The organism is Aromatoleum petrolei, assembly GCF_017894385.1.
GTDB classification, from domain to species: domain Bacteria; phylum Pseudomonadota; class Gammaproteobacteria; order Burkholderiales; family Rhodocyclaceae; genus Aromatoleum; species Aromatoleum petrolei.
The window spans coordinates 1,675,810-1,701,204 of the sequence record NZ_CP059560.1 but is presented as its reverse complement, the minus strand read 5'-3'; the positions used below and the strand labels follow the sequence as shown (position 1 = coordinate 1,701,204).

Genomic DNA, 25,395 nt, shown 5'->3' with positions numbered 1-25,395 from the left:
CGTTTTATGAGTCTGATCGAGAAGGCGGTCGAACGGCTGGACCAGCTTAAGCGGGCCGAGCAGGGACTTGCCGAGGGGGATGCGTCCGCCGCGGCGAGTGCCGTGCAGGAGTCCGATGGGGGTGCGCAGCGTGCCAGTGCCGCGGCAACGCGGGAGACCGGTGTCACGAGCCGGCGCGATTCCGGGGGCGCTCACGCGGATGGCGTCGGGGCTGGGCACGCAGTGGTCCTTGACTTGGCGCGCTTGAAGCGGATGGGCATGGTCACCCCCGATTTGCCGCAGTCGGCGATTGCCGAAGAGTACCGGGTGGTGAAGCGGCCGTTGATACACAATGCGCAGGGGCGGGGGGCTGCGCCGGTCGAGAACGGCAACCTGATCATGGTCACGAGCGCCTTGCCGGGCGAGGGCAAGTCGTTCACGGCGATGAACCTCGCGATGAGCATCGCAATGGAGCTCGACAACACTGTCTTGCTCGTGGATGCGGATTTCGCCCGTCCGTCGATCCTCCAGCGCCTGGGGCTTCCCCCGCGCAAGGGGTTGATGGATGTGCTCGTGGGAGACGTCCCGGATCTGTCGGACGTGATGCTGCGCACCAACGTGGAGAAGCTGTCGATCCTGCCGGCGGGCATGACGCATCAGCGATCGACGGAATTGATCGCATCGGATGCGATGACTCGCATGCTCGAGGAGATGGCTACCCGCTACGCGGAGCGCATCATCGTGTTCGACTCTCCCCCCCTGCTATCGACGACCGAGGCGCGGGTGCTCGCGTCGCACATGGGGCAGGTGGTGGTGGTGGTCGAGTCCGGGCGGACGACGCATGGCGCCGTCAAGCAGGCATTGGGCACGATCGAGAATTGTCCGGTGAAGCTCCTGGTCCTGAACAAGGCGAAGGAGGGCGCGCGCGGTGGCCTTTACGGCTATGGATACGGTTACGGATACGGCTACGGATACGGACGGGGTCATGGTTCCGATGCGCACCCGGATGCTGCGGCCTGAGTTGAAGCCTGTCGCCACGGCCATCGGCGTCGGATTGGCGCTGGCGGCGATTTCCTTGCCGGGCGTGGCGAATGCCCAGAGCGTCGAGGTTCGGCCCTACGTCAGCGCGACGGTGACGTACTCGGACAATGTCGGCGCCGATGCACAAGGAGGCGACGGCGACCTGAGCCTCGAGGTGGCGCCAGGGGTATCCGTGTTGCGCAATAGCGGACGCTTCCGTGGCAACCTGAACGCCATGGTGCGCAATATCGCGTACATGAGCGAAACAGATCGCAACGACTCCTTCCTGGCGCTCAACGGGCATGGGCAGTTCGAAGCGGTGGAAAAGACCTTGTTCATCGACATGGATGCATCGATGAGCCGGAACAACCGTTCGGCGTTTTTCGGCCGCGCCGCAGGTGATCCGCAGGACATCTCGAGCGACAACGAAACGCGCATGTACGGTATCGGCCCTCGGTTGAATTTCAGACTTGGGCCGGAGACGAGCGGTACGGCCAGTTACATGACGCGCTGGATGAGCGGGGGCGGGGGACTGGGTAACCGACGGGAATCTGATCTGAATGCCCAGATTTCCAATCCGGTGCAGTTCGGGCGGGTCGGCTGGGGGCTGTCGTACAGTCGCTCGGAAAACGACACAGGGCAAGCCGGGACTGCCGAGAGTTCGTCGGAAGAAACGATGCGGGGAACGCTGTATGTGACGGTGACGCCGCAATTCCGCTTGCGCGGAATCGTTGGCCACGAGCGAAACGATTACGACACGGCCTCAGGCGACAGCAATTCCATCGTGGGTGGCGGCTTCGACTGGAATCCGACCGAGCGCACGACGATTTCGGGCACGACCGAGAAGCGGTTCTTTGGCCGCGGCTACGACTTCCAGTTCAACCATCGCCACGCGTTGTCGAACTGGAACCTTTCGTATTCGCGGGACAGTTCTTCCTCGCTCGAATTGCTGGGTGTCGATGTGTTCCGGGATCCTGAGTTTCGTCTGCTTTACGACGCCCTCGAGCGTGTCATTCCCGATCCCTTCTTGCGCGAGGCCGTCGTGCGTCGGCTGCTTGGCTATCCGGCGATCGGCCCGCGCGACATGTTCCTGTCGAATGCGCGTTTCGTCACGCGCAACCTGACCGGGAGCGTGTCACTCATCGGGGTGCGCAATGTGCTGACCTTCTCGTTGCAGCAGTCCGAGCGTAGTCGTCTGGGGGCGGAGGTGGCAGGGAACCCGCAGGACGATTTCGCACGCTTCGACAATGTGAAGACGCGCTCTGCGACGGTTGCGCTGAGTCACCGGCTTGCACCGCAGACCTCGCTCAGTGCGAGCCTGACGCGCTCACGTTCGACCGGAAGCGGGACGGATGGATCCGAGACGGAGCGGACGGCGTTCAGTCTTGCGCTGTCGAAGCAACTCGGGCCGAACACCTCGGGCGGGCTGACCTACCGCTACCAGCGCTCGGAAGGTTTGAGCGACTTCATCGAGAACGTGATCACGGCGACGATTTCGGTGAGTTTCTGAGCTGAACTTGCATGTACGAATCCTATTTCAGGCTGCGCGCGAAGCCCTTCCAGCTCAATCCCGATCCTGCCTTCTTCTTTGGCAGTCGCGGGCATCGGCGGGCGATGGCCTATCTGGAATACGGCCTGCACCAGAACGAGGGCTTCATCGTCGTGACCGGCGAGATCGGCGCGGGCAAGACGACGCTCGTGCGCAGCCTGCTCGAGCGTCTCGATGCTGACAAGGTGGTTGCTGCGAATCTGGTGAACACGCAGGTCGACGAGAGCGACATCCTGCGCATGATCGCCGCGGCGTTCGGTGTCCCGAGCCGCAGCCTCGACAAGGCCGGTCTGCTGCTGGCGCTGGAGACGTACTTCGTGTCCTTGGCGGCGGCGGGCAAGCGCGCCTTGCTGATTGTCGACGAGGCGCAGAACCTGAGTCCGCATGCGGTGGAGGAGCTCAGGATGCTGTCGAACTTCCAACTCGAAGACCACGCCCTGCTGCAGAGCTTCCTGGTCGGCCAGCCGGAGTTCCGCGACACCATGCAGGGGCCGCAGATGCAGCAGTTGCGCCAGCGGGTGATCGCGTCGTACCACCTGGGGCCGCTGGATGCGGCCGAGACGCGCGCCTATATCGAGCACCGCCTTCGCCATGTCGGCTGGCAGGGCGACCCGAGCTTCGACGACGGCGCGTTCGCGCTCGTCTACGCCAATACGGGCGGCATTCCGCGCCGCATCAATTCGCTGTGCGATCGCCTGATGCTGGCGGCCTACATCGCCGAGCGACACACCATCGGCGAGGCGGATGTGCGCGAGGTGGTGAGCGAGTTGCAGGACGAGTTCGCTGCCCGGCGACCTCCGGCCGGGCTCAATGGCAGCGCGCATGCGTCCCTGGCCGCCGGTGCGATCGATCCGCGGGGCTTGCAGGTTCCGGGGGCGTTGGCAGATCGCGTGGCCGGAATGGTGGCGAATTTCGACGTGCAGCGCATCGAGGCGCGCATCGCGGGTCTGGAGCAGTCGATGGCGGCGACGCTGGACGTGCTGAATCAGCTTCTTCAGGCTGTTCGCCGCGACGACGGCGAGGGCGGGACGCCCGATGGACGCTGACACTTTCCTTCGCCCCGTGATCTGCGTGGTCGGAGCGCGGCCGAATTACATGAAGATGTCGCCGATCATCCGGGCCTTCAGGGCGCACGCGCCCGCGGTGCCGGTGCTGCTCGTCCATACCGGGCAGCATTACGACGTGGCGATGAATGATCGCCTGTTTGCGGATCTCGAATTGCCGCAGCCGGATGTGAATCTCGGTGTCGGTTCGGGCAGCCATGCGATGCAGACAGCGGAGGTGATGAAGCGCTTCGAGCCGGTGATCGAAGCGCATGGAGCGCGGGCGGTTCTGGTGGTGGGGGACGTGAATTCGACGCTGGCTTGCGCGCTGGTTGCGTCGAAGCGGGGCGTCCCCGTCGTGCATGTGGAGTCGGGCCTGCGCAGCTACGACCGGACGATGCCGGAGGAAATCAATCGTGTGCTGACCGACCAGATTTCCGACCTCCTGTATACGACCGAGCGCAGCGCCCATGCGAACCTCGTGCGCGAGGGCATCGCGCCGCAGCGGGCAGTGTTCGTCGGCAACGTGATGATCGACAGCCTGCGTGCGAACCTGTCGAAGGCGCCGGCGGCGTCCGATCTGATCGTCGCGTCGGGGTTCGGGGGCGAGCGCTTGCGCAGGGGATATGGCGTGGTCACGCTGCATCGCCCGTCCAACGTGGATCATCCCGATACGCTGGGTCCGATCGTCGATGCGTTGCGGAAGATCAGTGCGCGCCTGCCGCTGGTGTTCGCGCTGCACCCGCGTACGCGTGCGAATCTCGAGCGCTTCGGCCTGCTGGACCGGCTCGATGCGCCGGGTTTTCTGTTACTGCCGCCGCAGGGCTATCTGGAGATGCTCGGCCTGATGGCGGGCGCGACGATGGTGCTCACCGATTCGGGCGGAATTCAGGAGGAGACCACCGCGCTGGGCGTGCCGTGTCTGACGATCCGCGAGAACACAGAGCGGCCGATCACGGTGGAGCAGGGCACGAACACCGTGGTGGGCATCGACCCCGCGGCATTGCGTGCGGCCGCTGACGCCGTGCTGGATGGCGGAGGCAAGCGCGGTCGCGTGCCCGAATACTGGGATGGCCATGCCGCCGAGCGTATCGTCGCCCACCTCGCTGCGTGGCTGCGCGAGCGCGAGTCTGCGGGAGGTGAGTGACATGGACGAGCGGATCGTCAATGCATTGACCATCGACGTCGAGGATTACTTCCACGTGTCCGCGCTCGCGCCCCATTTTCCGCGCACTGAATGGGAACAGGTGCCGTGCAGGGTTGAGCGCAACGTGAATCAGATCCTGCAGTTGCTCGATGACCATGATGCACGGGCAACCTTCTTTGTGCTGGGCTGGGTTGCGGAGCGCTACCCCGAACTGGTCCGGCTGATCGTTTCGCAGGGCCATGAGATCGCCAGTCACGGCTACGAACACGAGCGTGCAAGCGCGCAGTCGTGCGATCGCTTCCTGGCGGACATCGTGCTTGCGAAGGCGGTGCTGGAGGACATTGGCGGCGAACGGGTGGCCGGCTACCGGGCGCCGAGCTTTTCCATCGGCAAGGCCAACCTTTGGGCGCACGACTGCATCGCCGAGGCGGGCTATGCCTACAGTTCCAGCGTTTATCCGGTGCATCACGACCATTACGGCATGCCGGACGCGCCGCGTTTTCCGTACCGCCTGGACTGCGGGCTGCTCGAGGTGCCGGTCACGACGATGCGCTGGATGGGGCGCAACTGGCCGGCGGGCGGCGGGGGGTTCTTCCGGCTGTTGCCCTATGCGGTGTCGCGCTGGCAGATCGCCCGGGTGAATCGCGAGGATGCCCAGGCGGCAATCTTCTACTTCCACCCCTGGGAGATCGATCCGGAGCAGCCGCGCGTGAACCGTGCGTCGATGAAGACGAGATTCCGTCACTACGTGAATCTCGAGCGCACCGAGGCGCGGCTGCGCTGCCTCCTGCGCGACTTCGCCTGGGGGCGCGCCGACCGGGTCTTTGCGGATTTCTGAGACGGCCGGGGAGGGCAAACACGATGGACCGTCCGCCCTTGCGGGTCAAGCGACTGGACGATGCCGACCGTCGGCGCTGGGATGCATTCGTGTACGCCTGCCCGGAGGCGACCTTCTTTCATCTGGCGGCCTGGCAGGACATCGTGCGTGAGGTGTTCCGTCACCGGACGCATTTCCTGTTTGCGGAGCGGGCCGGCGAGATCGTCGCGATCCTGCCCTTGGCGGAGGTCAGGAGCCGCCTCTTCGGCCATGCGCTCGCGTCGCTGCCCTTCTGCGCCTACGGTGGCGCGGCGGGTGCTGCGGATGCGGTGGCGATGCTGGAGGCGGAAGCCGACGAGCTGGCACGGCGGCTCGACGTGCAGCATCTGGAGTACCGCAACCTGCATGCGCGGCACGTGGATTGGCCGCGCCAGGACTTGTACGTGACCTTCCGCAAGGAGATCGCGGCCGAGGACGAGGCCAACCTGTTGGCGATCCCCCGCAAGCAGCGCGCGATGGTGCGCAAGGGGATGCGCAACGGCCTGGTCGCGGGCATCGACGACGATGTGGAGCGCTTCTTCCCCCTGTATGCGGGGAACGTGCTGCGCCATGGCACGCCCGCGCTGCCGAAGGCCTTCTTCGCGCGATTGCTGCGCGAGTTCGGCCCGAACTGCGAGGTGCTGACGATCACCGACCAGGCGGGCAGGCCGATGTCGGGCGTGCTGAGCTTTTACTTCCGCAATGAGGTCCTGCCCTATTACGCCGGCGATGCGCCAGCGGCGCGCGATCTGGCGGCGAACGACTTCAAGTACTGGGAGCTGATGCGGCGGGCCGCGGGTCGCGGCGCGACCCTGTTCGACTTCGGCCGCAGCAAGCTCGGCACCGGCCCCTACAGTTTCAAGAAGAACTGGGGTTTCGAACCGCAGCCGTTGGCGTACGAGTATCGCCTGTACAAGCGCGATGCGGTGCCGCAGAACAACCCGATGAATCCGAAGTATCGGACGCTGATCGCCTTGTGGCGAAGGCTTCCCCTGCGGGTGGCGAACGCGCTGGGGCCGCACATCGTGCGCAACCTGGGGTGAGCATGGACACCCGTCCGCCGCTGCTGTACCTGGTGCATCGGATCCCTTACCCGCCCAACAAGGGCGACAAGCTGCGGTCGTTTCATATCCTGCGCCATCTGGCGCGAACGCATCGCGTTTATCTGGGGACTTTTGTCGATCGTGCCGAGGATGCTGCCCATGTCGACACGCTGCGCGAGTGGTGCGCGGACGTCTGTGCGATCCCGTTGTCGCCCGCGCGCGCGCGGCTGGCCAGCCTGAGGGGGCTGCCGGGCGGCGAGGCGCTGAGCCTGCCCTACTACCGCAGCCGGCGCCTGCGGGACTGGGTCGATTGCACCGTTCGCGCTCACGCAATCCGTCGTGCGGTGGCGTTCTCCGGACCGATGGCGCAATACCTCGACCACGCCGGCCTCGAGCGCCGTGTGGTGGATTTCTGCGACGTCGATTCCGCGAAATGGGCCGACTACGCGCGTGCTCGCACATGGCCGATGTCGTGGCTGTACCGGCGGGAAGGTGAGAAACTGCTGGCGTTCGAGCGCGGCGTGGCCGCCGCGACGGATGCCTGCATCTTCGTGACCGACGCTGAGGCGGCTCTTTTCCGCCGGGCAGCGCCGGAAGCGTCGGGGCGGGTCGTGGCGATGCCGAACGGGGTCGATTCCGGCTTCTTCGCGCCCGACGCGGTCCATGCAAACCCCTATCCGGGCGGTGGGCCGGTCGTCGTGTTCACCGGGGCCATGGACTACTGGCCAAACGTCGATGCGGTCGTGTGGTTCGTGGGCGAGATCCTGCCCCTGCTGCAGCGTTCGTGTGCAGGCTTGCGTTTCTACATCGTCGGCATGAATCCGGCGCCGGCAGTTCTGGCGCTGGCCGGTCCCGCGGTGGTGGTGACCGGCAGCGTGCCCGACGTGCGGCCGTGGATCGGGCATGCGCAGGTCGTGGCCGCGCCGCTGCGGATCGCGCGCGGCATCCAGAACAAGGTGCTGGAGGCGATGGCGATGGCGCGCCCGGTGGTGGTGTCGGCATCGTCGGCCACCGGCTTGGCGGGTGAGCCCGGACGGGACTTCGAGGTGGCGGCCACCGCCGAGGAGTTTGCCGCACGGATTTCCGGCCTGCTGGGCGACTCCGCGCTGGCGGCGCGAATGGGTGCATGCGCGCGTGCCCGTGTGCTGGCCGCGTACAGTTGGGATGCCCACCTCGGCCGCCTGGATGCCTTGCTCGACGCGGGAAGCGTTCCCGCAGTCGCGCTGCGGGACCGGGCAGGTGGCGCTTGCGACGACGACCCGCGGCCGCTGGTCGTGCATGTCGTGTATCGCTTCGATGTGGGGGGGCTGGAAAACGGCGTGGTCAATCTGATCAACCGGCTGCCGGTCAGCCGTTTCCGGCACGCCGTCGTCGCGCTGACCGAATGCGAGCCGGCATTTTGCAGGCGCATCGTCCACGACGACGTCCGTTTCGTTTCGCTGCACAAGCCGCCGGGGCACGGCGTGAAGGTCTACCCCGCCCTGTTCCGCTTGTTCAACGAGCTGCAGCCTGCAGTGGTGCATACGCGCAACCTCGCCGCGCTGGAAGCTGTCGTGCCCGCGTGGGCCGCGGGGGTGCCGGTGCGGGTGCATGGCGAGCACGGATGGGACGTGTCCGATCCCGACGGAACGCGGCGGCGCTTTCAGTGGATGCGTCGGCTGTATCGGCCGTTCGTGACCCATTACATACCGCTGTCCGACCATCTCCTGAGATATTTGAATGCGTCGGTCGGGGTGGGCGCGGCGCACATGACCCGCATCTGCAACGGGGTCGATACGCAGCGTTTCAGGCCGGGCGTGCGGGGACGCGAGGCATTGGCGGGGTCGCCGTTCGAGGGCGACGAACTGTGCGTGATCGGCACGGTCGGCCGGCTCGAACCGATCAAGGATCCGCTGAACCTGCTTCGCGCGTTCGTCCTCCTGCTTCGTCGGGCACCGGAACTTGCCGGACGTCTGCGTCTGATGTTCGTCGGCGACGGCTCGTTGCGGACCGAACTCGAGGCGGAGGTTGCCCGGGCGGGCGTGGGCGCTTGCGTGTGGCTGGCCGGCGAGCGGCGTGACGTGCCGGAGGCGCTGCGGGCAATGGATGTGTTCGTGCTGCCGTCGCGTGCGGAAGGCATCTCCAACACCATCCTCGAGGCGATGGCCTGCGGTTTGCCGGTGATCGCGACGCGAGTGGGTGGAAATGCCGAGCTCGTGCTTGACGGCGAGACGGGGATGCTGGTGCCGGCGTCGGACAGCGACGCACTGGCCGACGCGCTGGCGCGTTACGTCGGTGACGGCGGGATGCTGCGGCGGCAGGGCGATGCGGGACGGAAGCGGACAGAGGTGGAATTCAGCATCGACGGCATGGTGGCCCGCTATGCGCAGCTGTACGAGTCCTTGTTGAGTGCGGCGGGGCGCCCGGTGCCGGCGACCTGAAGCGGGAGAAACGTGGATGTGCGGAATCGCCGGACTGTTCCACACGCGCGACAAGCGGGAATTTCCGCGCGATCTCGTGCTGCGCATGAACGACGTCCAGTTTCACCGCGGGCCGGACGAAGGCGGGCTGCATTTCGAGCCGGGCCTTGCACTGGCCCATCGGCGCCTGTCGATCATCGACCTCTCCTCCGGTCAGCAACCGCTCTTCAACGAGGACGGTTCGGTCGCCGTCGTGTTCAACGGCGAGATCTACAACTACCAGGAGCTGGTGCCCGAACTGGAGCGCTGCGGCCACCGTTTCCACACGCGCAGCGACACCGAGGTGATCGTGCATGCGTGGGAGGAGTGGGGCGAGGAGTGCGTGCTCCGCTTCCGCGGGATGTTTGCGTTCGGACTGTGGGATCGCACGCGCGAGACGCTGTTCCTCGCGCGTGACCGTCTGGGCGTGAAGCCGCTGCACTACGCGTTGATGCCGGATGGAACGCTGGCGTTCGGATCGGAACTGAAGGTGCTTATGCAGCATCCGGCCCTGGACCGGCGCATCGACCCGTGCGCGGTCGAGGAGTACTTCGCGCTCGGCTACGTCGCGGAGCCGCGTACGATCTTCGTCGGCGCGCGCAAGCTCGGGCCCGCCGAGACACTCACGATCCGCCGCGGCGAGCCGGTGCCGGCGCCGAAAAGCTACTGGGACGTGCGATTCACGCTCGACAACCCGATCGGGCTGGCCGACGCGGCCGCCGAGCTGACCGACCGCCTGCGCGAGTCTGTGCGCCTGCGCCTGATTGCGGAAGTCCCGCTCGGCGCCTTCCTCTCCGGCGGCGTGGATTCGAGCGCCGTGGTGGCGACGATGGCGGGGTTGTCCAATGAGCCGGTCAATACGTGCTCGATCGCCTTCGACGACCCGGCCTTCGACGAGGCCGCCTTCGCGCAGCAGGTCGCTGCCCGCTATCGCACGAACCACTACGTCGAAACGGTGCAGTCCGACGATTTCGACCTGATCGACAAGCTCGCCGTCCTGTACGACGAGCCCTATGCCGACAGCTCCGCGATCCCCACGTGGCGCGTATGTCAGCTCGCGCGCAGGAAGGTCACCGTGGCGCTCTCGGGCGACGGCGGCGACGAGAGCTTCGGCGGTTATCGCCGCTACCGCCTGCACATGATGGAGGAAAAGCTGCGCGCGAGCCTGCCGCTGGGCGTGCGCCGGCCGATGTTCGGCATGCTCGGGCGGCTGTATCCGAAGGCGGACTGGGCGCCGCGCGTGCTGCGCGCGAAGACGACCCTCCAGGCGCTGGCGCGCGATTCGGTGCAGGCCTATTTCCATTCGGTGTCGATCCTGCGCGACGACCTGCGCCGCCAGCTCTACTCCAACGCCTTCAAGGCGCAGCTCGGCGGCTACAACGCGCTCGACGTGTTCCGCCGCCACGCGGCGAACGCGGGTACGGACGATCCGCTGGCGCTCGTTCAGTACCTCGACCTGAAGACCTACCTCGTCGGCGACATCAATACCAAGGTCGATCGCGCGAGCATGGCGCATTCGCTGGAGGTGCGCGAGCCGCTGATGGATCACCCGCTGGTCGAATGGCTTGCGACGCTGCCGTCCGGCCTCAAGGTGAAGGGCAATGAAGGCAAGTACCTGTTCAAGAAGGCGATGGAGCCGCTGCTGCCCCACGAGGTCCTGTACCGGCCGAAGATGGGTTTTGCCGTGCCGCTCGCGCGCTGGTTCCGCGGGCCGCTGAAGGCGCGGGTGAGGGACGCGATGCTGGGCGGCACGCTCGCATCCACGGGACTCTTCAACGCCGACACCTTGCGCCACCTGGTCGATGCCCATCAGTCGGGCGTACGCGATTACAGCGCGCCGTTGTGGACCCTGTTGATGTTCGAGTCCTTCGTTCGCCACAGCGGTGCCCTCGCGGGGCAGGGCGAGGCGCCGAGAGTGGCGGTCTGAGTGGCGACCTTGGTGGCGACCTGAGCGATGAAAATCCTGCACGTCTTCGATCATTCGATCCCGCTGCACAGCGGTTACACCTTCCGCTCCGCGGCCATCCTGCGCGAGCAGCGTGCGTTGGGCTGGGAGACCTTCCACCTGACTTCGCCGAAGCAGGGCGTGACGGCGGCGCTGGAACAAGACGTCGACGGCCTGCGCTTCTTCCGCACGCCGCCCGTCTCCGGGGCGACTCCGGTGCTGCGCGAGACGGCCCTGATGCGTGCGTTGCGGGGGCGGATCGTCGAGGTGGCGGCGCAGGTGCGGCCGGACCTGATCCACGCGCACTCGCCGGTGCTGAACGTGCTGCCGGCCCTGAGCGCCGGCCGCCGGCTGGGCATCCCCGTCGTCTATGAGATCCGCGCATTCTGGGAGGATGCCGCGGTCGACCACGGGACCGCCCGCGAGCGGGGGCTGCGCTACCGCATGACTCATGCGCTGGAAACCTGGGCAATGAGGCGCGTCGATCACGTGTTCACGATCTGCGAGGGATTGCGCAACGACATCGTCGGACGCGGTATCGCGCCCGAGCGCGTCACCGTGATTCCCAATGCGGTCGATATCGAGTCCTTCCAGCTCTCGGGCGAGCCCGATGCCGCACTGAAATTGCGTCTCGGGCTGGAGGGCAAGACGGTCGTCGGCTTCGTGGGCTCGTTCTACGCCTACGAAGGGCTGGACCTGCTGCTCGACGCGGTGCCGGCCCTGCTGCAGCGCCTGCCCGAGCTGCGCGTGCTGCTGGTCGGCGGCGGACCGCAGGAGGCCAGCCTCAAGGCCCAGGCCGAAAGGCTGGGGATCGCCGACCGCGTCATCTTCGCCGGTCGCGTGCCCCATGGCGAGGTGAGTCGCTACTACGACCTCATCGACCTGCTCGCCTACCCGCGTCACTCGATGCGCCTGACCGAACTGGTCACGCCGCTCAAGCCGCTCGAGGCCATGGCGCAGGGGCGCGTCTTCGTCGCCTCCGATGTCGGCGGTCACAAGGAGCTCGTGCGTGACGGCGTGACCGGCCGGCTGTTCCGCGCAGGCAGTGCGCAGGCCCTCGCCGAAGTGGTCGTGGACATGCTGAGCAAGCGGGGGCTGTGGGGCGACTATCGGGCCGCGGGAAGGCGCTTCGTCGAGTCCGAGCGCAACTGGCGCAACAGCGTCGGGGCGTATCGTGCGCCCTATGCGCGATTGGCGGGGGCCGCATGAGCGCCCCCGAGGACGAAGTGAGGCGGCAGGCCGACGGTGTTGCGGCTGCGCTGCCGACCGCGGGTGTCCCGCGCGCCACGATGATTCGTCTCGCTGTGCTGGCGGTGGGGCTCGTCGCGCTCGTCGTGACCTACCGCGGCACGGTCGGGGCGATGGTCGAGATCTGGGGGCGCTCCGACACCTTCGCTCACGGCTATCTCGTCGCACCGATCACGTGCTGGCTGATCTGGCGCGAACGCGCACGACTGCGCGAGCTGCAGATGGCCCCTTCGCTGGTCGGGATGGCGGCCGCGGCGGTGGCCGGTTTCGCCTGGCTGCTCGGCGAACTCGCGAGCGTCGCGAGTGTGTCGCAATTCGCCTTTGTCGGCATGGTCGTCGCGCTGGTGTGGGCCGTCATGGGAACGCGTGTCGCGCGCGCATTGGCCTTCCCGCTGGGTTTCCTGTTCTTCCTCGTGCCCTTCGGTGAGTTCCTGTTCCCGGCGATGATGGATCGGACCACCGATTTCATCATCTGGGGGCTGCGCGGTTCGGGCGTGCCCGTCTACGCGGAGGGGCGCAGCCTGGTGATTCCGTCGGGACATTGGGAGGTCGTGGAAGGTTGCAGCGGAGTGCGTTACCTGATCGCGTCCGTTGTCGTCGGCAGCCTTTACGCGTATCTGACGTACCGGTCGCCCTTGCGGAGGACCGTCTTCGTCGCATTCTCGGTGGTGCTGCCGGTGTTCGCGAACTGGCTGCGCGCCTACGGCATCGTTTTTCTCGCGCACGTAAGTGACAACAAGATCGCGGCGGGAGTCGATCACCTCATCTACGGCTGGGTGTTCTTCGGGCTGGTGATGATGGCGCTGTTCTGGGTGGGCGCGCGCTGGCGCGAAGATGAGCTCCCCGGCGCTCCGGCAGGAGATGCGGCCGTCTCCCGTGTGCCGACGCACCCGGGCACGCCCGGGGCCTTCGCTGCCGCCGGCGTTGCGGCGATCCTCATCGTGTTGATGTGGCAGCCGGTGCTGGCTGGGCTCGATGCACAGGGCCGGCGGGGCTCGGTCACGCTCGCCGGGCTGAATGCCGGTGGAGGGTGGGAACGGGTTGCTGACACGCGCCTGCCGGACTGGAAGCCGCATTTCTTCGGCATGAATCGCGAACTGCGCGAGGTCTGGTCGAACGGCGGGCCGCCGGTGGGCCTCTATCTCGCGTATTACCGGGGGCAGGGGCCCGGCCAGGAACTGGTGAATTCCGAGAATCGCGTGCTCAAGCACAAGGACCGCCAGTGGACCATGACGGCCGAAGGGGCGCATTCGACGAAGATCGGTGCCGAGGCCGCGTCGGTGCTGAGCACGGAGATCGCCGATGCCGCGTCGGGACGCCTGCTGGTGTGGCATTGGTACTGGATCGACGGTCGCTGGACCGCAAGTGACTACGTGGCCAAGGTCTACCAGACGCTCGCGCAGTTGCGCGGCCGCGGGGACGATTCCGTCGCCGTGATGGTGTACACCCCGGTGCGCGAAGGGGCGCGCGGCGCGGCGGAGGCCGTGCTCGCGGACTTCCTGCGCGTGCGGGGCGGCGAATTGTCCGCGGCCCTGGCGCGGGCACGGGAGCGCTAGCATGACCTGGGCGGGCAAGCGCATCGCACTGGTCGGCCCGCTGCCGCCGCCCGCGGGTGGTATGGGCAATCAGACGCGCCAACTCGGGGAGCTTTTGCGTGCCGAAGGCGTTGATGTGGAGCTCGTACAGGTGAATGCACCTTATAGGCCGGCCTGGGTTTGCAGCGTGAAGGGCCTGCGCGCGGGATTTCGGCTGGTTCCGTACCTGGCGCGACTGTGGGCGGCCGCAGGGCGGGCTGATCTGATGCATGTGATGGCCAATTCGGGCTGGTCGTGGCACCTTTTTGCAGCGCCCGCGGTGTGGGTTGCCGTATTGCGCGGCGTGCCGGTGGTCGTGAACTACCGTGGCGGCGAGGCGGGCGATTTTCTCTCGCGCTCGGCTCGTTGGGTCAGGCCGACGCTCCTGCGGGCCGGTGGTGTACTGGTGCCGTCGGGCTTTCTGCACGAGGTTTTCTCGCGTTACGGGGTCGAGACCTATATCGTGCCCAACGTCGTCGATCTTGCGCGCTTCAGGCCTGGATCGTCACAGCAAGCTGGAGCGGATGCCCCACATATTGTGGTCGCGCGCAACTTGGAACCGATCTATGGAATTCCAGTGGCCTTACAGGCGTTTGCGCGAATTCTTGCGGATTACCCACGGGCGCGGCTTTCCGTGGCCGGCTCGGGCCCGCAGGCTGGTGAGCTCGAGCGTCTGGCTGCGCAGCTGGGCTTGGGAGATCATGTGCGTTTCACCGGTCGGCTCGATCGCGACGAAATGGCCAGGCTCTATCGTGACGCCGATGTGATGCTCAATCCGTCACGTGTCGACAACACGCCGAATTCCATACTGGAAGCGTTTGCGAGCGGTGTGCCCGTCGTGAGCACCTCGGTCGGAGGCGTGCCGTATATCGTCGAAGACGGCCGCAGTGGGCTGCTGGTGCCGTGCGATGATGCGGCGGCAATGGCGTCCGCCGTGACGCGTCTGCTGCGATCGCCGGAGCTTCGCCAGCAATTGGTCGAGTGCGGGTTGCGCGAGGTGCGGCGCTATACCTGGGCGGCTGTGCGTGACACCCTGTTCGCCGGCTACACGGCCGCCGTGCAGAATGGTGTGGCCCCGATGGCGACGCGGTGACCTGGAGATATCGATGAGCCTGCCCGCCCGACTGGTCAGTGATGCGTTGTTTCCGCTCCACGAGCGCTTGATGGGGCGCCCCACCTTTACGTATCTCGACGAGCTCGAACAGAGCCAGTGGTTGTCTCGCGACGAGGTCGAATCGCTGCAGGCCCGCAAACTCTCCGCATTGTTGTGCGCGGCACGCGCGCACAGCCCGTGGTTCGCCCGGCGGATCGACGAGGCCGGGTTCGACCATCATGGCCGCGAGTTCACGCTTGCCGATTTGCGCAAGCTGCCGACGATGGACAAGGCGGACGCCCGCGCCAATCGCGACGAGATCGTCTGGCGTGACGCGCCCGGGGGTGTATTCGCCTACAACACCGGTGGCTCCAGCGGCGTGCCGCTGTCCTTTTACTTCGGCCGCGCACGTCAGGCGTCGGACGCCGCGGGGCGCATGCGCGCGCGGCGTTGGTGGGGGGTGGAAGTCGGCGAGCGCGAGGTCTATCTGTGGGGGGCTCCGGTCGAGTTGAACAAGACCGATGTAGTCAAAGTCGTCCGTGATCGGCTGCTAAATCAGCTCGTGCTGAATGCGTTCAATATGTCCGAAGCAGCGATGGATGGCTATCTCGAGGCCATCCGGGCCTACCGGCCTGCGTGCGTGTATGGCTACGCGAGCTCGATCGCCCTGCTGGCGGCCCACGCCCAGGATCGCGGGGTGACGATGCGTCTGCCGTCGCTGAAGGTCGTGTGCACCACCGGCGAGCCGCTGTTCGAGCACCAGCGGGCGCTGATCGGGTCGATATTCGGAGTGCCGGTCGCCAACGAATTCGGCAGCCGCGACATTGGATTCACCGCGCATGAGACGCCGGAAGGGCAGATGCTGCTGATCAGCGAGAGCATTGTGCTGGAAGTGCTGGACCCCCAAGGGCAACCCGTCGCCATGGGCGAAACGGGCGAGGCGGTCATGACGGGCCTGTGTTCGGAGGCGCAGCCCTTCATCCGCTACCGGACCGGCGACATGCTGCGACTGTCGGCAGAGGCCTGCCGAGCCGGGCGCGGTCTGCACGTCATCGATCAGGTGGAGGGGCGTCAGACGGACTTCGTTGTGCGCTCGGACGGCACGGTCATGCACGCGCTGGCGGTGATCTATGTGCTGCGTGCGGTCGACGGCATCAAGCAGTTCAAGTGTATCCAGCATGCTCCGGATGTGATCGAAGTCCAGGTGGTCCCGGATCGCGCCTGGTCGCCGGAATGCGAGGCGCGCATTGCGATGGGGCTGAGGGCACGCCTGGGGGCCGACTCGCGCGTGGAATGCCGGCTGCTCGACGAGATCCCCCCCGAGGCATCCGGCAAACATCGGTATGTGGTCAGTCATGTCGAATTGGCGCCCCGCCTCCAATCGGCGACAGGGGTCACAGCATGAATGCGCTCGCGGTCCTGCGTCTGCCCCTGCGCTACAAGCCGTGGTCGCCGCGCCACGCACGCCTGATCCTCAACGACCTTGGCGGCGCCGCACGTCAGCCAGAGCGCGAGCACCGCACGCACCTGCAGGCGGCCATCGACTGGTTATGCCGCGCGCAGGATGTGCGCATGTGCGAGTCCGACGCGGGAGGCGTTTCGGCCGGGTGGAGCTTCGAGGACGGCTGGTTGCCCGGCTACCCCGAGACCACCGGCTACATCATCGAAACCTTCATCGCTGCCGCCGAACTCCTCGAACAGCCCGAACTCGTGGAGCGGGCGCGGCGCATGATCGACTGGGAGATGTCGCTGCAGCATGAGGATGGTGCCTTCCCCGGGCATTTCGGCGAGCCCGGTAGCCAACCGGTGATCTTCAATACCGGCCAGATCATGCACGGCATGATCGCCGGGGCGGTGAGCCTGCAGCGCGCGGAGTGTCTCGACGCGGCGGTGCGTGCGGGCTGGTGGCTCATTCGCCAGCAGGACGCGGACGGTTGTTTCCGGCGCTCGGAGCATAACGGTGTGCCGCACGTCTACAACACGCGGGCGACCTGGGCGCTTGCCGCGACCGGCCTGCTGTCGGGTGAGCCGCGCCTCGTCGATGGCGCGCGGCGCAATCTCGACTGGGCGCTGACCCAGCAGACCGAAAGCGGCTGGTTCCGGACGAATGCCTTCACTGCGGGTCAGGATCCGTTCACGCACACAATCGCCTACGCGATCCGGGGATTCCTCGAATGCGGTGCATTGCTCGACGATGAGCACTACCTGCTGGCCGCGGAGCGCGCAGCGCGCGGAATGATGGGCGTGCTGCGCGACGACGGCTGGCTTGCCGGACGCTATGGCGACGGCTGGGTCACGACCTGCTCCTACGCCTGCGTGACCGGCGTGGCGCAGATGGCATTGAATTGGCTGCGTCTGGGCCAGATGACCGGTTTGGGCGAGTTCACCGCAGGCGCCCGCCGGGCCATCGGCTACGTGAAGAGGACGCAGCGCCTCGCCGACGACGACATCGTGCGTGGCGCAATCCCGGGCTCGGCGCCGATCTGGGGGGACTATTCGCGGTTCGAGTTTCCGAACTGGGCGACCAAGTTCTTTGCCGATGCGCTGATGATGGACGAGACTGGCCGCGCGCTTCCGCCGCTTGCGGCGCGCCGCGAGTGCGAGGTTCCCGCATGAGCCGGCTGCGACTGCTGATCCTGTGCGGCGGAGCGCCGCGCCATCGGTATTTCGCGAATGCCCTGTGCCGGCGCGCCGAGGTCCTCGCGATCGTTCAGGAGAGCGGAGGGGAGTGGAGCCGCGAGAAGATCCTGCGGGTGCTGCGCCCGAAGACGTTGACCAGCAAAGCCTGGCGCTGGCTGCGCGACCGGAGGCGCTACACGGGCGACCGTGAGTCGCAGTTCTTCTTTGGCGATGCGCCAGCCACACTCGATCGCGCTGACCTCGTTCGCACCTTCCCGACCGTGAATCATCCCGGCGTGGCCGATCTCGTCACGGCGCTGTCGCCCGATCTCATAGCCGTTTTCGGTACCTCGCTGATCAAGGGAGCGTTGCTCGAGGCGGGCCGTCCGCGACTCGTCAACCTGCATGGCGGTCTTTCGCCGCAATATCGTGGCGCCGACTGTACGTTCTGGGCACTGTACAACGGCGAGCCCGAACAGGTGGGCTGCACCATCCATTACATCGATCCCGGCATCGACACCGGGGGCCTCATCGCCCACTCCAGCCCCGAAGTCAGGCCCGGTGACGACGAACTCATGCTGTTCTGGCGCGCGGTCGCCCACAGCACCGATGTCTTCGCGGAATTTCTCGATCGCGTCGCCGCGGGCGAGCGCTTTGGCCAGCAGCAGCCGGGCCGGGGGCGGCTCTATCAGGTCAAGGATCGCCTGTTGCGGCACGAGCGTGCACTCGCCAGGCGGATGCCGCATGGCATTCCGGCCGACATCCGCTTACCAGCGCGTACCCGTTGGTTTCCTGCGGACGAGACGGAAGATATTCGTGAGGTCGACATCGCATGCGCGATATCGCGGTAACGTTAGCGGTCTTCGCGACCCTGCCGTTCATCCTCAGGTGGCCGTGGATCGGCATCCTGGTGTGGACGTGGCTCGGTTTCATGAATCCACATCGTCTTGCGTGGGGGTTCAGCACGACGATGCCCTTCGCCTACATCGTCGCGCTAACGACGCTGATCGCGCTGTTGCTGTCGAAAGAGCCAAAGCGCATCCCGTGGGAGCGAGAGTCCATTGTGCTGCTGCTTTTTGTCGGGTGGATGCTTGTCACGACGATCTTTGCAGCCTATCCGACCTTAGCCTGGCCACAGTTCGAGAAGGTCATCAAGATCCAACTGATGATCTTCGTCGCGATGATCGTTATCAACACCCCCGAGAGGCTCAAAGCCCTCGTTTGGACAATCGCCTTGTCCTTGGCGTTCTATGGCGTCAAGGGCGGCATTTTCACGATCGTCAATGGCGGGGTGTACCGTGTGCAAGGGCCGTCGGGCACCTTCATCGAGGGCAACAACGAGCTTGGTCTGGCCCTAGCGATGACCGTGCCTCTGCTGTACTTGCTTGCGCGCAGTACCATACATCGCTGGCTGCGGCCCGCCGTATACCTGGCGACCGTGCTCACGGCGACCGCGGCGATCGGCACGCAGTCGCGCGGCGCGTTGCTGGGCATGGCCGCGATGGGGGTGGTGTTCTGGCTCAAGGCGCGCCACAAGTTTCTCGTCATCGTACTTGCGGGACTGTCGATACTGATGATCTGGCTGATCATGCCGGAGGCGTGGTACGAGCGCATGGCGACGATCAATACCTATCAGGAGGACCAATCCGCGCAGGGGCGCATCAACGCGTGGTGGATGGCGTTTCATCTTGCGATGGACCGGCCGCTGGGCGGCGGTTTCGAGACCTTTCAGCGCGACATGTTCTATCTGTATGCGCCTGATCCATCGAACGTTCGCGACGTGCATTCGATCTATTTCGAGGTGCTGGGCGAACACGGCTACGTCGGCCTGTTCCTGTTCCTGCTGCTGGCGGTATTTACCTGGCGGTCGGCGGGCGCCGTCGCGAGGGCTGTCAAATCGAATGCCGAGCATGCCTGGCTGGGCGACCTTGCCGCGATGGTGCAGGTCAGTATCGTCGCGTATCTCGCGGCGGGCGCCTTTCTCGGCATGGCGTACTTTGATTACTACTACAACCTCGTGCTGATCGTCGTAGTCGCGAAAGTATTGGTGCGTGAAGCCGAAGCCGCCGGGAAGCGTGCTCTTGATGTCGCTGCGCCGGCGGTGGGGTTGCCCCGTGTGCGCGAGGCTGTGCCGGTCAATGTTCGGCCGGACCGTCATTCCGCTGCAGCCAGAGTTCCAGTTGGGTCAGTACCCAGATCATGACTCCGTAATAGCTCGCATGGCCCGATGAATGTTCCCGCCACAGCTTCTGCAGATAGTCCGGACGAACGATCCCGCGACGGGCGAGGCTGCCCAGGGCTGCGACGGCCTGCGAACGCAGCGGGCCGTCAGTGGCCAGCCACAGGCCGAACGGCAGGCCGAAGCCATGCTTCGATTTTGTGATCGTCTCGCCCGGCAGGAAGTCGCGCAGCGCCTGCTTGAAAAATACTCGCAGGCGGGTGCCGCTCACCTTCTGGCGTACGGTCAGCGTGCCGGAGAAGGTAATCAGGTCCTCGTCGAGGAAGGGAAAGCGCACCTCGACCCCCGCGGCCTCGCACATTCGCGACACCTTGCGCAGATCGTTGTCGGCCAGCGTGATCTTGTGATCCAGATGCATCATGCGATCGACCGGCTCGGGCGATGCGGCGCGAAAGTACGCCTCGCGCATCAGTGCCAGTGGACGCTCGGTGTCGATCGCCGCGAGAAACTCGCTCTCGAAGATTGTCGCCAGCGGGTCGCGATGCAGGAAGTTGTAGGTTTCCAGACGGTCAGGCAGCGGGATGCGCGCCTGCCGGACGTAGCTCTGTGCCTTGCGTACCGGCATCAATGCCGATCCGAGCGGAAAGTTCAATACGAGCGGTTCAAGCATGCGCCGCAGCCCCGGCGCGAGCGAGTGGTAGTGCTCGAACACTCCCTGCTTGGCATAGCGCGCGTTGCCGCCGAAGAACTCGTCGCCGCCGTCACCCGCCAGCATCGCCTCGATGCCATGTTCATGCGCGATGCGTGCGCAGAAGTAGGTCGGAACGGCGGACGCGTTGCCGAAGGGTTCGTCATAAGCGGCGGCAATGAGCGGCAATGCCTCGGCGACATGTTCAGGCGTGACATAGAATTCGGTCGCGTCGGCACCGAAGTGGCGCGCAGTGATTCGCGCGTAATCGAGCTCGTCAAAGCCCTCGGCGTCGAAGCCAATCGAGAAGGTGCGTGCCGGCTTGCCGCTGACCTCGCCGAGCAGACCGGTAACCGTCGAGCTGTCTGTTCCACCGGAAAGGAAGGCGCCGACCGGCAGCTCATCCACGTGGCGCTGCACCGACTGACGCAGGAGCTGCCTGAACGTTTGCTCCTGGTGCGCCTCGTCTGCCCCCGTGTCCGGCGCAAAGGGCATCGCCCAGTAGAAGTGCCGCGTCGCGGCTGCCCCGGTCGCTACCAGACATTGCGCCGGGAGCAGCTTCTCGACCGCGCGAAATGCGGTATCGGGACTGGGCACCATGTGGCAATAGAGATATTCGTACAGCGCCTGGCGGTCGAGTGCGGCATTGACCGCCGGATGTGCGGCGACGGCGCGCGCGCTGGTGGAAAAGACCAGCAGGGGCCCCAGCCGCGCGAAACACAGCCGCTCGATGCCAGTGCGGTCGACGGCCAGCAATGCGCGGCCCTTCGCCAAGTCGACCAGGACCAACGCGAAGTTGCCCTGGAGATCCTCCAGGAGTCGATCGCCGACTTCACCGTAACGCCGGATGGCGGCCGCAGCGTGGCCGTGCTCACGTGCGTGGGCCGCGGTTGCCGCGTCCGTCCAGCGCGGTCGGCCAAGCAACGCCGCCACATGGCGTGCGCCAGCGTGCTGTGCCAGCCAGCTCGTCGTCGGCCCCGTCCCGATGCAGCCCGCGCCGTGCATGTCGAGCAGGCCTCCGGGCTCGCCCGCCCCATCGGCAGCGAACATTGCCTGCAGTACCCCCGGCGGGGCTGCATCCGCCACCGCGAGATTTACCCAGCCGCACAGTGTCCGTCGAGTGTTCGTGAGCATGCCGTCATCCGGTTGATCGGGGCTGCGGCAATGGTAGCCGATGCAGTGTGGCGGGAATGCCGCAGAGGTCACGCTTGCGCATGCAAACGTCCGAGGGCATCGCGATGAAGCGGGCATGGTTGCGTCCCGGAGCAGGGATCGCCGTGGCGATCGTGCTGTTGCTGGCGGCCGAGGCCCTGCTGCATTCGGACGCGGTCCTCCATCGGTTTCGCGCCGTGTTTGCGGCGGGGCGGGCGATGGACAAGCTCTTGCATGTCGAGCGCAATCCGCCACGCCTGCTGCTGTTGGGAAACAGCCGCGTCGACAACGGCTTCGATCCCGTGACGGTCGTCGAGCATGCCGGTGGCCGCTCCGGCCCGTCGGCCTTCAATCTCGGCCTGCCCGGCGCCAATGCGAGCGTACTCTATGGCATCGTCCGCCGGCTGGACTCCGCGCGGCTGTTAAGGCCGGGGGCGATCGAGCAGATTGTCATTGGACTCGATGAGGGGCTCGTGCAGGCCGATGACTCTCTGGGCTATCTCGTGTTCTTCGGCGACCGCGAGCGCATGCTTGCGCACGGTGACTACGCGAATCTTGCGCGAAGCATCCTGCGTGGATGGGGTTATGCGGGGAATCTCAAGCAACTGCGCGAACCGGCAAAACTGGAGCAACTGGTTCGTGCCGTGATCGGCCCGGTCGAGCCGGTCGGCGGCGGCGCCGCGCGGCGACAGGGCTATCGGCCTGGTTTCGGCGCTGCGGCACAGGATGCCGAGCAGGTCATGCGTCAGGAGGCAGGATCCACCGCACCGCCTGACCGCATTGCCGAGGCCGACCTGCTGGCAATGCTGGACCTGTTCCGTCAGCGCGGAGTAAGGGCGAGCGTAGTGTTTCCCCCGCTGCTGACGCGTCAGGTGCTCTACCTCGATGAGGCACACCCGGCGGCAGTGCCATACCTGAAAATTCGTTCCGAGCTCGCCGCGCGCGAGGTGCCCATGCTGGCACTTGGCGCCGGCGAGCGTCGTGATTCAGCCGAGTTCGTCAACGCCGGTCACCTTAACGACCGAGGCGCGCAGCGCTTCAGCGCCCTGCTCGGGCGTGCGCTTGCCGATGACAGTGCCCGAACCGTGAGGGTGGGTGCGCGATGATCTTCAGCAGTGTGTCCTTCGCCGTGTTTTTCGCCGCGGTCCTGGCGACGTACCTGCTCGCCCGTTCGCCGACGCAGCGTGCCACGGTGCTGCTCATGGCTAGCCTGATCTTCTACGCGTCGTGGAAGCCGGTCTACCTGATCCTGCTCGGCGCGTCAGTGACGGCGAACTGGTTCGTGTATCGGGGCATGCTGGCGACACGCTCGCGTGCGCTGATGATCACCGCGATCGCAGGCAATCTGACGGTACTCGGTTGTTTCAAATACCTTGCGCTGATGATCGAGTCCGCATTATGGCTTGCGCGTGTTGCGGGGGCTGCGGTGGCTGTCGTGCGCCCGGCTTGGATCGACTGGGTGCTGCCGCTCGGCATCAGCTTCTACACCTTCCACATGCTGAGCGCGATGATCGACGTCTATCGGGGCGACTGCACGCGCCACATCAGCTTCCGCCACTGGTGCCTGTTCGTCAGCTTCTTCCCGCAGCTGATCGCAGGCCCCATCGTACGTGTTCATGAGCTTGTGGCACAGCTCGAAGACCTGCAGCCGGTGAGCTGGCGCAATCTCAAGATCGGCGCCTTCATCTTTGCCGGCGGCCTGATCAAGAAGGCGCTTCTGGCCGACAATTTGGCCCCGCTGGTCGATGCCCTGTTCGCACAACCGGCGAAACTTGATTTCCTGTTGGCCTGGCTGGCCACGCTGGGCTTTGGCATGGAGATCTATCTCGATTTCTCCGGCTACAGCGAGATGGCCCTCGGCCTTGCCTGCATGTTCGGCGTCACCTTGCCGCTGAACTTCCGTTTTCCCTATCTTGCTCGCAGCGCGACCGAATTCTGGCACCGCTGGCACATGTCGCTGTCGCGATGGCTGCGCGACTACCTTTATATCTCGATCGGCGGCAATCGCGGCGGCCGTTTCAACGGTTACCGCAACCTGATGGCGACGATGCTGCTCGGTGGCCTGTGGCATGGAGCGAACTGGACCTTCGTGTTCTGGGGATTCCTCCATGGCGCCCTGCTGATCGCGCACCGTCTGCTCAATGCTGGGCTGCGTATGGCGGGCATCGCGGAAGATTCATTGGTCGATCGCGCCTTGTCCTGGCTGGGCTGGCCGGTGACCTATGTTGCGATGCATTTCACGTGGGTGTTCTTCCGTGCGCCGAATTTCGCCGATGCGTGGGCCGTGTGTGCGGCGATGCTTGGCCTTGCCGCCCCGTCCACCGCTGTGGCCGTGCGCCTGTATGAAGTTATCGGCGTGCTTGCGACGGTCGTGCTGGTCTTGATCGAGCCGCGCATCGTTGCATTTTTCGAACGACGTGGCGTGGAGTGGTGGTGGCGGGTGCCGTTCCCGCTGCGTGGCGTTGCGTATGCCTCGCTGGTGCTGGCGATCGTCCTCTTTGGCGGTCCGACCCAGAAGTTCATATATTTTGATTTTTGATGGAAACACTGCTCGTCCTGATCGTTGTCTGGTTCGGTGCCTCCGTGGGCTTGCTGGTCTTGCTGTACGGGCGCTCGCTCGCCGCCGCGTGGCGCGAGCCGGTCCTTGGGTTTCCAGTGTTGATCTTCGAGAGTGACGACTGGGGTCCCGGCCCGGACGATGACGCCACGGCCTTGCGCAACCTGGCGGCCACGCTCGCAGAGGTTCGCGACAGCACCGGCCGACCGGCGGTGATGACTCTCGGAATCGTAGCCGCTATTGCCAATGGTCCTGCGATCCTCGCGTCCGGGAATTCCCGGTATGTTCGCCGCACGCTCGCAGATCCCGATTTCGCTGCAGTGCTTGGGGCGATGCGTGCCGGTTGCCGGAGCGGCGTGTTCGCGCTGCAGCGCCATGGACTGGAGCATTTCTGGCCGGCTTCCGTGCTCGCCCGCCTGGCGGGCGACTCGGGTGCAGGCTCCGGCGAAGCCGATGTTCTGCAACGGTGGTTGCGTGACGTCTGGGCGCGTAGCGAGGATCTTCCCGCGCCCCTGCAGAGCCGCTGGGTTGATTGTGCGCATTTGCCAAGTACTGCGCTCGCTCCGGCCGAGATTGACCGTGCTGTATGCGAGGAAGCCGACCTGTTGCGGCAGGTGTTCGGGGCCACGCTGCATGTGGCGGTGCCCAACACCTTCGTCTGGGACGACAACGTGGAACGGGCCTGGGTTGCGAGCGGAGTGCGTTGCGTCGTGACGCCCGGCTGCCGGTACGAAGCGCGGGATGAGGCCGGGAAGCTTGTCGCGCCGACACGTCGCATGCACAACGGCGCGCGTGGTTGCGGAGACGTCTGCTATGTGGTGCGCGATGTGTATTTCGAGCCGATGCGGGGTCACCGCGCGGAGCGGGTGTGGGAGGCGCTGGCGGCGAAGGTCGCCGAAGGCCGACCGACCCTGCTTGAAACACACCGGGCGAATTTCATCGGGCCGGCCGCCACGCGCGAGGCGGCCTTGGCCGAACTCGAGCGTGCCTTGCGCGGGGCGCTGTTGCGACATCCCGACCTGCGTTTCATGAGCACGGCGGAACTTGCCGATGCCTTGTGCGATGTAGACTCACCGGGCCGCGTGCGAATGTGGCGGCGACGTCTCGCAGCGTGGTGCGTGCGTGTGGGACACGAGCCGGGGATGGCTCGACTGCTTAGATTCAGCGGCTTGGGTGCGATCCTCCAGGCCGCCGGATATTTGCTCGGCGACGTGACATTCCGACGCTCGCCGGATCCCTCCCGTTGCTAGACTTTCTGACGATTC

Annotated in this window: 19 protein-coding genes; 18 read left to right on the top strand and 1 reads right to left on the bottom strand. The window is 65.9% G+C overall.

The window, feature by feature from the left end:
* Positions 1–6: 6 nt before the first annotated feature.
* The 15 genes from ToN1_RS07810 to ToN1_RS07740 are packed head-to-tail and all read left to right on the top strand — an operon-like array spanning position 7 to position 19,757.
* Positions 7–999, top strand: a complete 993-nt coding sequence (locus ToN1_RS07810) for an XrtA-associated tyrosine autokinase (RefSeq protein WP_169204835.1) — start codon at positions 7–9, stop codon at positions 997–999.
* Entirely contained in the window at positions 965–2,509 is a 1,545-nt protein-coding gene (locus ToN1_RS07805) for a TIGR03016 family PEP-CTERM system-associated outer membrane protein (RefSeq protein WP_169204834.1), read from the top strand. Before ToN1_RS07810 ends, ToN1_RS07805 begins: the two co-directional genes overlap by 35 nt.
* A gap of 11 nt (positions 2,510–2,520) precedes the next feature.
* Positions 2,521–3,594: an XrtA/PEP-CTERM system-associated ATPase gene (locus ToN1_RS07800; protein ID WP_169204833.1), complete on the top strand. Its 1,074-nt coding sequence runs from the start codon at positions 2,521–2,523 to the stop codon at positions 3,592–3,594.
* Positions 3,584–4,738, top strand: coding sequence for a non-hydrolyzing UDP-N-acetylglucosamine 2-epimerase (wecB, locus tag ToN1_RS07795; protein WP_169204832.1), 1,155 nt, complete (start codon positions 3,584–3,586; stop codon positions 4,736–4,738). Before ToN1_RS07800 ends, wecB begins: the two co-directional genes overlap by 11 nt.
* A 1-nt stretch (position 4,739) precedes the next feature.
* Complete coding sequence (locus tag ToN1_RS07790) at positions 4,740–5,576, top strand: XrtA system polysaccharide deacetylase (protein ID WP_169204831.1); 837 nt, start codon at positions 4,740–4,742, stop codon at positions 5,574–5,576.
* 23 nt (positions 5,577–5,599) lie between these two features.
* Positions 5,600–6,637 (top strand): FemAB family XrtA/PEP-CTERM system-associated protein, encoded by a 1,038-nt coding sequence (locus tag ToN1_RS07785; RefSeq protein WP_169204830.1) that lies wholly within the window; start codon positions 5,600–5,602, stop codon positions 6,635–6,637.
* A gap of 2 nt (positions 6,638–6,639) precedes the next feature.
* Positions 6,640–9,057, top strand: a complete 2,418-nt coding sequence (locus ToN1_RS24960) for a TIGR03087 family PEP-CTERM/XrtA system glycosyltransferase (protein ID WP_342344165.1) — start codon at positions 6,640–6,642, stop codon at positions 9,055–9,057.
* A 16-nt stretch (positions 9,058–9,073) separates the two neighbouring features.
* On the top strand, positions 9,074–11,002 hold the full coding sequence (locus ToN1_RS07775; protein WP_169204829.1) for an XrtA/PEP-CTERM system amidotransferase: 1,929 nt from the start codon (positions 9,074–9,076) through the stop codon (positions 11,000–11,002).
* A gap of 27 nt (positions 11,003–11,029) precedes the next feature.
* Complete coding sequence (locus tag ToN1_RS07770; protein WP_169204828.1) at positions 11,030–12,229, top strand: TIGR04063 family PEP-CTERM/XrtA system glycosyltransferase; 1,200 nt, start codon at positions 11,030–11,032, stop codon at positions 12,227–12,229.
* A complete protein-coding gene (gene xrtA, locus ToN1_RS07765; protein ID WP_169204827.1) occupies positions 12,226–13,824 on the top strand; it encodes an exosortase A in 1,599 nt (532 codons plus the stop codon). The genes ToN1_RS07770 and xrtA overlap by 4 nt, the downstream gene beginning before the upstream one ends.
* 1 nt (position 13,825) lies before the next feature.
* Entirely contained in the window at positions 13,826–14,935 is a 1,110-nt protein-coding gene (locus ToN1_RS07760; protein ID WP_169204826.1) for a glycosyltransferase family 4 protein, read from the top strand.
* 13 nt (positions 14,936–14,948) lie between these two features.
* Positions 14,949–16,340 (top strand): phenylacetate--CoA ligase family protein, encoded by a 1,392-nt coding sequence (locus ToN1_RS07755; protein WP_169204825.1) that lies wholly within the window; start codon positions 14,949–14,951, stop codon positions 16,338–16,340.
* Entirely contained in the window at positions 16,337–17,551 is a 1,215-nt protein-coding gene (locus ToN1_RS07750; RefSeq protein ID WP_169204824.1) for a prenyltransferase/squalene oxidase repeat-containing protein, read from the top strand. Before ToN1_RS07755 ends, ToN1_RS07750 begins: the two co-directional genes overlap by 4 nt.
* Positions 17,548–18,405: a formyl transferase gene (locus tag ToN1_RS07745; RefSeq protein WP_169204823.1), complete on the top strand. Its 858-nt coding sequence runs from the start codon at positions 17,548–17,550 to the stop codon at positions 18,403–18,405. Before ToN1_RS07750 ends, ToN1_RS07745 begins: the two co-directional genes overlap by 4 nt.
* Entirely contained in the window at positions 18,387–19,757 is a 1,371-nt protein-coding gene (locus tag ToN1_RS07740) for a putative O-glycosylation ligase, exosortase A system-associated (RefSeq protein WP_169204822.1), read from the top strand. The genes ToN1_RS07745 and ToN1_RS07740 overlap by 19 nt, the downstream gene beginning before the upstream one ends.
* Here the strand turns inward: ToN1_RS07740 and ToN1_RS07735 are convergent.
* Positions 19,690–21,555, bottom strand: a complete 1,866-nt coding sequence (locus tag ToN1_RS07735) for an asparagine synthetase B family protein (protein ID WP_244861000.1) — start codon at positions 21,553–21,555, stop codon at positions 19,690–19,692. The two genes, ToN1_RS07740 and ToN1_RS07735, sit on opposite strands and share 68 nt — an antisense overlap.
* A gap of 143 nt (positions 21,556–21,698) precedes the next feature.
* On the opposite strand from ToN1_RS07735, the gene ToN1_RS07730 reads away from it, so the two are divergent.
* Genes ToN1_RS07730 through ToN1_RS07720 form a run of 3 tightly spaced genes read left to right on the top strand, consistent with a single transcriptional unit; the run spans position 21,699 to position 25,380 of the window.
* Positions 21,699–22,679: a hypothetical protein gene (locus ToN1_RS07730; RefSeq protein WP_244860999.1), complete on the top strand. Its 981-nt coding sequence runs from the start codon at positions 21,699–21,701 to the stop codon at positions 22,677–22,679.
* Positions 22,676–24,112 carry an MBOAT family O-acyltransferase gene (locus tag ToN1_RS07725; RefSeq protein WP_169204821.1) on the top strand — a complete coding sequence of 479 codons (1,437 nt, stop codon included), beginning with the start codon at positions 22,676–22,678 and terminating at the stop codon, positions 24,110–24,112. Before ToN1_RS07730 ends, ToN1_RS07725 begins: the two co-directional genes overlap by 4 nt.
* Entirely contained in the window at positions 24,112–25,380 is a 1,269-nt protein-coding gene (locus tag ToN1_RS07720; protein WP_169204820.1) for a hypothetical protein, read from the top strand. Before ToN1_RS07725 ends, ToN1_RS07720 begins: the two co-directional genes overlap by 1 nt.
* Positions 25,381–25,395: the final 15 nt, after the last annotated feature.

What these genes read in the sequence shown, in the direction of transcription:
- ToN1_RS07785 (WP_169204830.1), top strand. Translation starts at nt 5,600, where the DNA reads ATGGACCGTCCGCCCTTGCGGGTCAAGCGACTGGACGATGCCGACCGT.
- ToN1_RS07735 (WP_244861000.1), bottom strand. Translation starts at nt 21,555, where the DNA reads ATGCTCACGAACACTCGACGGACACTGTGCGGCTGGGTAAATCTCGCG.
- ToN1_RS07770 (WP_169204828.1), top strand. Translation starts at nt 11,030, where the DNA reads ATGAAAATCCTGCACGTCTTCGATCATTCGATCCCGCTGCACAGCGGT.
- ToN1_RS07805 (WP_169204834.1), top strand. Translation starts at nt 965, where the DNA reads ATGGTTCCGATGCGCACCCGGATGCTGCGGCCTGAGTTGAAGCCTGTC.
- ToN1_RS07750 (WP_169204824.1), top strand. Translation starts at nt 16,337, where the DNA reads ATGAATGCGCTCGCGGTCCTGCGTCTGCCCCTGCGCTACAAGCCGTGG.
- ToN1_RS24960 (WP_342344165.1), top strand. Translation starts at nt 6,640, where the DNA reads ATGGACACCCGTCCGCCGCTGCTGTACCTGGTGCATCGGATCCCTTAC.
- ToN1_RS07720 (WP_169204820.1), top strand. Translation starts at nt 24,112, where the DNA reads ATGGAAACACTGCTCGTCCTGATCGTTGTCTGGTTCGGTGCCTCCGTG.
- ToN1_RS07790 (WP_169204831.1), top strand. Translation starts at nt 4,740, where the DNA reads ATGGACGAGCGGATCGTCAATGCATTGACCATCGACGTCGAGGATTAC.
- ToN1_RS07775 (WP_169204829.1), top strand. Translation starts at nt 9,074, where the DNA reads ATGTGCGGAATCGCCGGACTGTTCCACACGCGCGACAAGCGGGAATTT.
- ToN1_RS07760 (WP_169204826.1), top strand. Translation starts at nt 13,826, where the DNA reads ATGACCTGGGCGGGCAAGCGCATCGCACTGGTCGGCCCGCTGCCGCCG.
- ToN1_RS07745 (WP_169204823.1), top strand. Translation starts at nt 17,548, where the DNA reads ATGAGCCGGCTGCGACTGCTGATCCTGTGCGGCGGAGCGCCGCGCCAT.
- xrtA (WP_169204827.1), top strand. Translation starts at nt 12,226, where the DNA reads ATGAGCGCCCCCGAGGACGAAGTGAGGCGGCAGGCCGACGGTGTTGCG.
- ToN1_RS07725 (WP_169204821.1), top strand. Translation starts at nt 22,676, where the DNA reads ATGATCTTCAGCAGTGTGTCCTTCGCCGTGTTTTTCGCCGCGGTCCTG.
- ToN1_RS07810 (WP_169204835.1), top strand. Translation starts at nt 7, where the DNA reads ATGAGTCTGATCGAGAAGGCGGTCGAACGGCTGGACCAGCTTAAGCGG.
- ToN1_RS07755 (WP_169204825.1), top strand. Translation starts at nt 14,949, where the DNA reads ATGAGCCTGCCCGCCCGACTGGTCAGTGATGCGTTGTTTCCGCTCCAC.
- ToN1_RS07800 (WP_169204833.1), top strand. Translation starts at nt 2,521, where the DNA reads ATGTACGAATCCTATTTCAGGCTGCGCGCGAAGCCCTTCCAGCTCAAT.
- ToN1_RS07740 (WP_169204822.1), top strand. Translation starts at nt 18,387, where the DNA reads ATGCGCGATATCGCGGTAACGTTAGCGGTCTTCGCGACCCTGCCGTTC.
- wecB (WP_169204832.1), top strand. Translation starts at nt 3,584, where the DNA reads ATGGACGCTGACACTTTCCTTCGCCCCGTGATCTGCGTGGTCGGAGCG.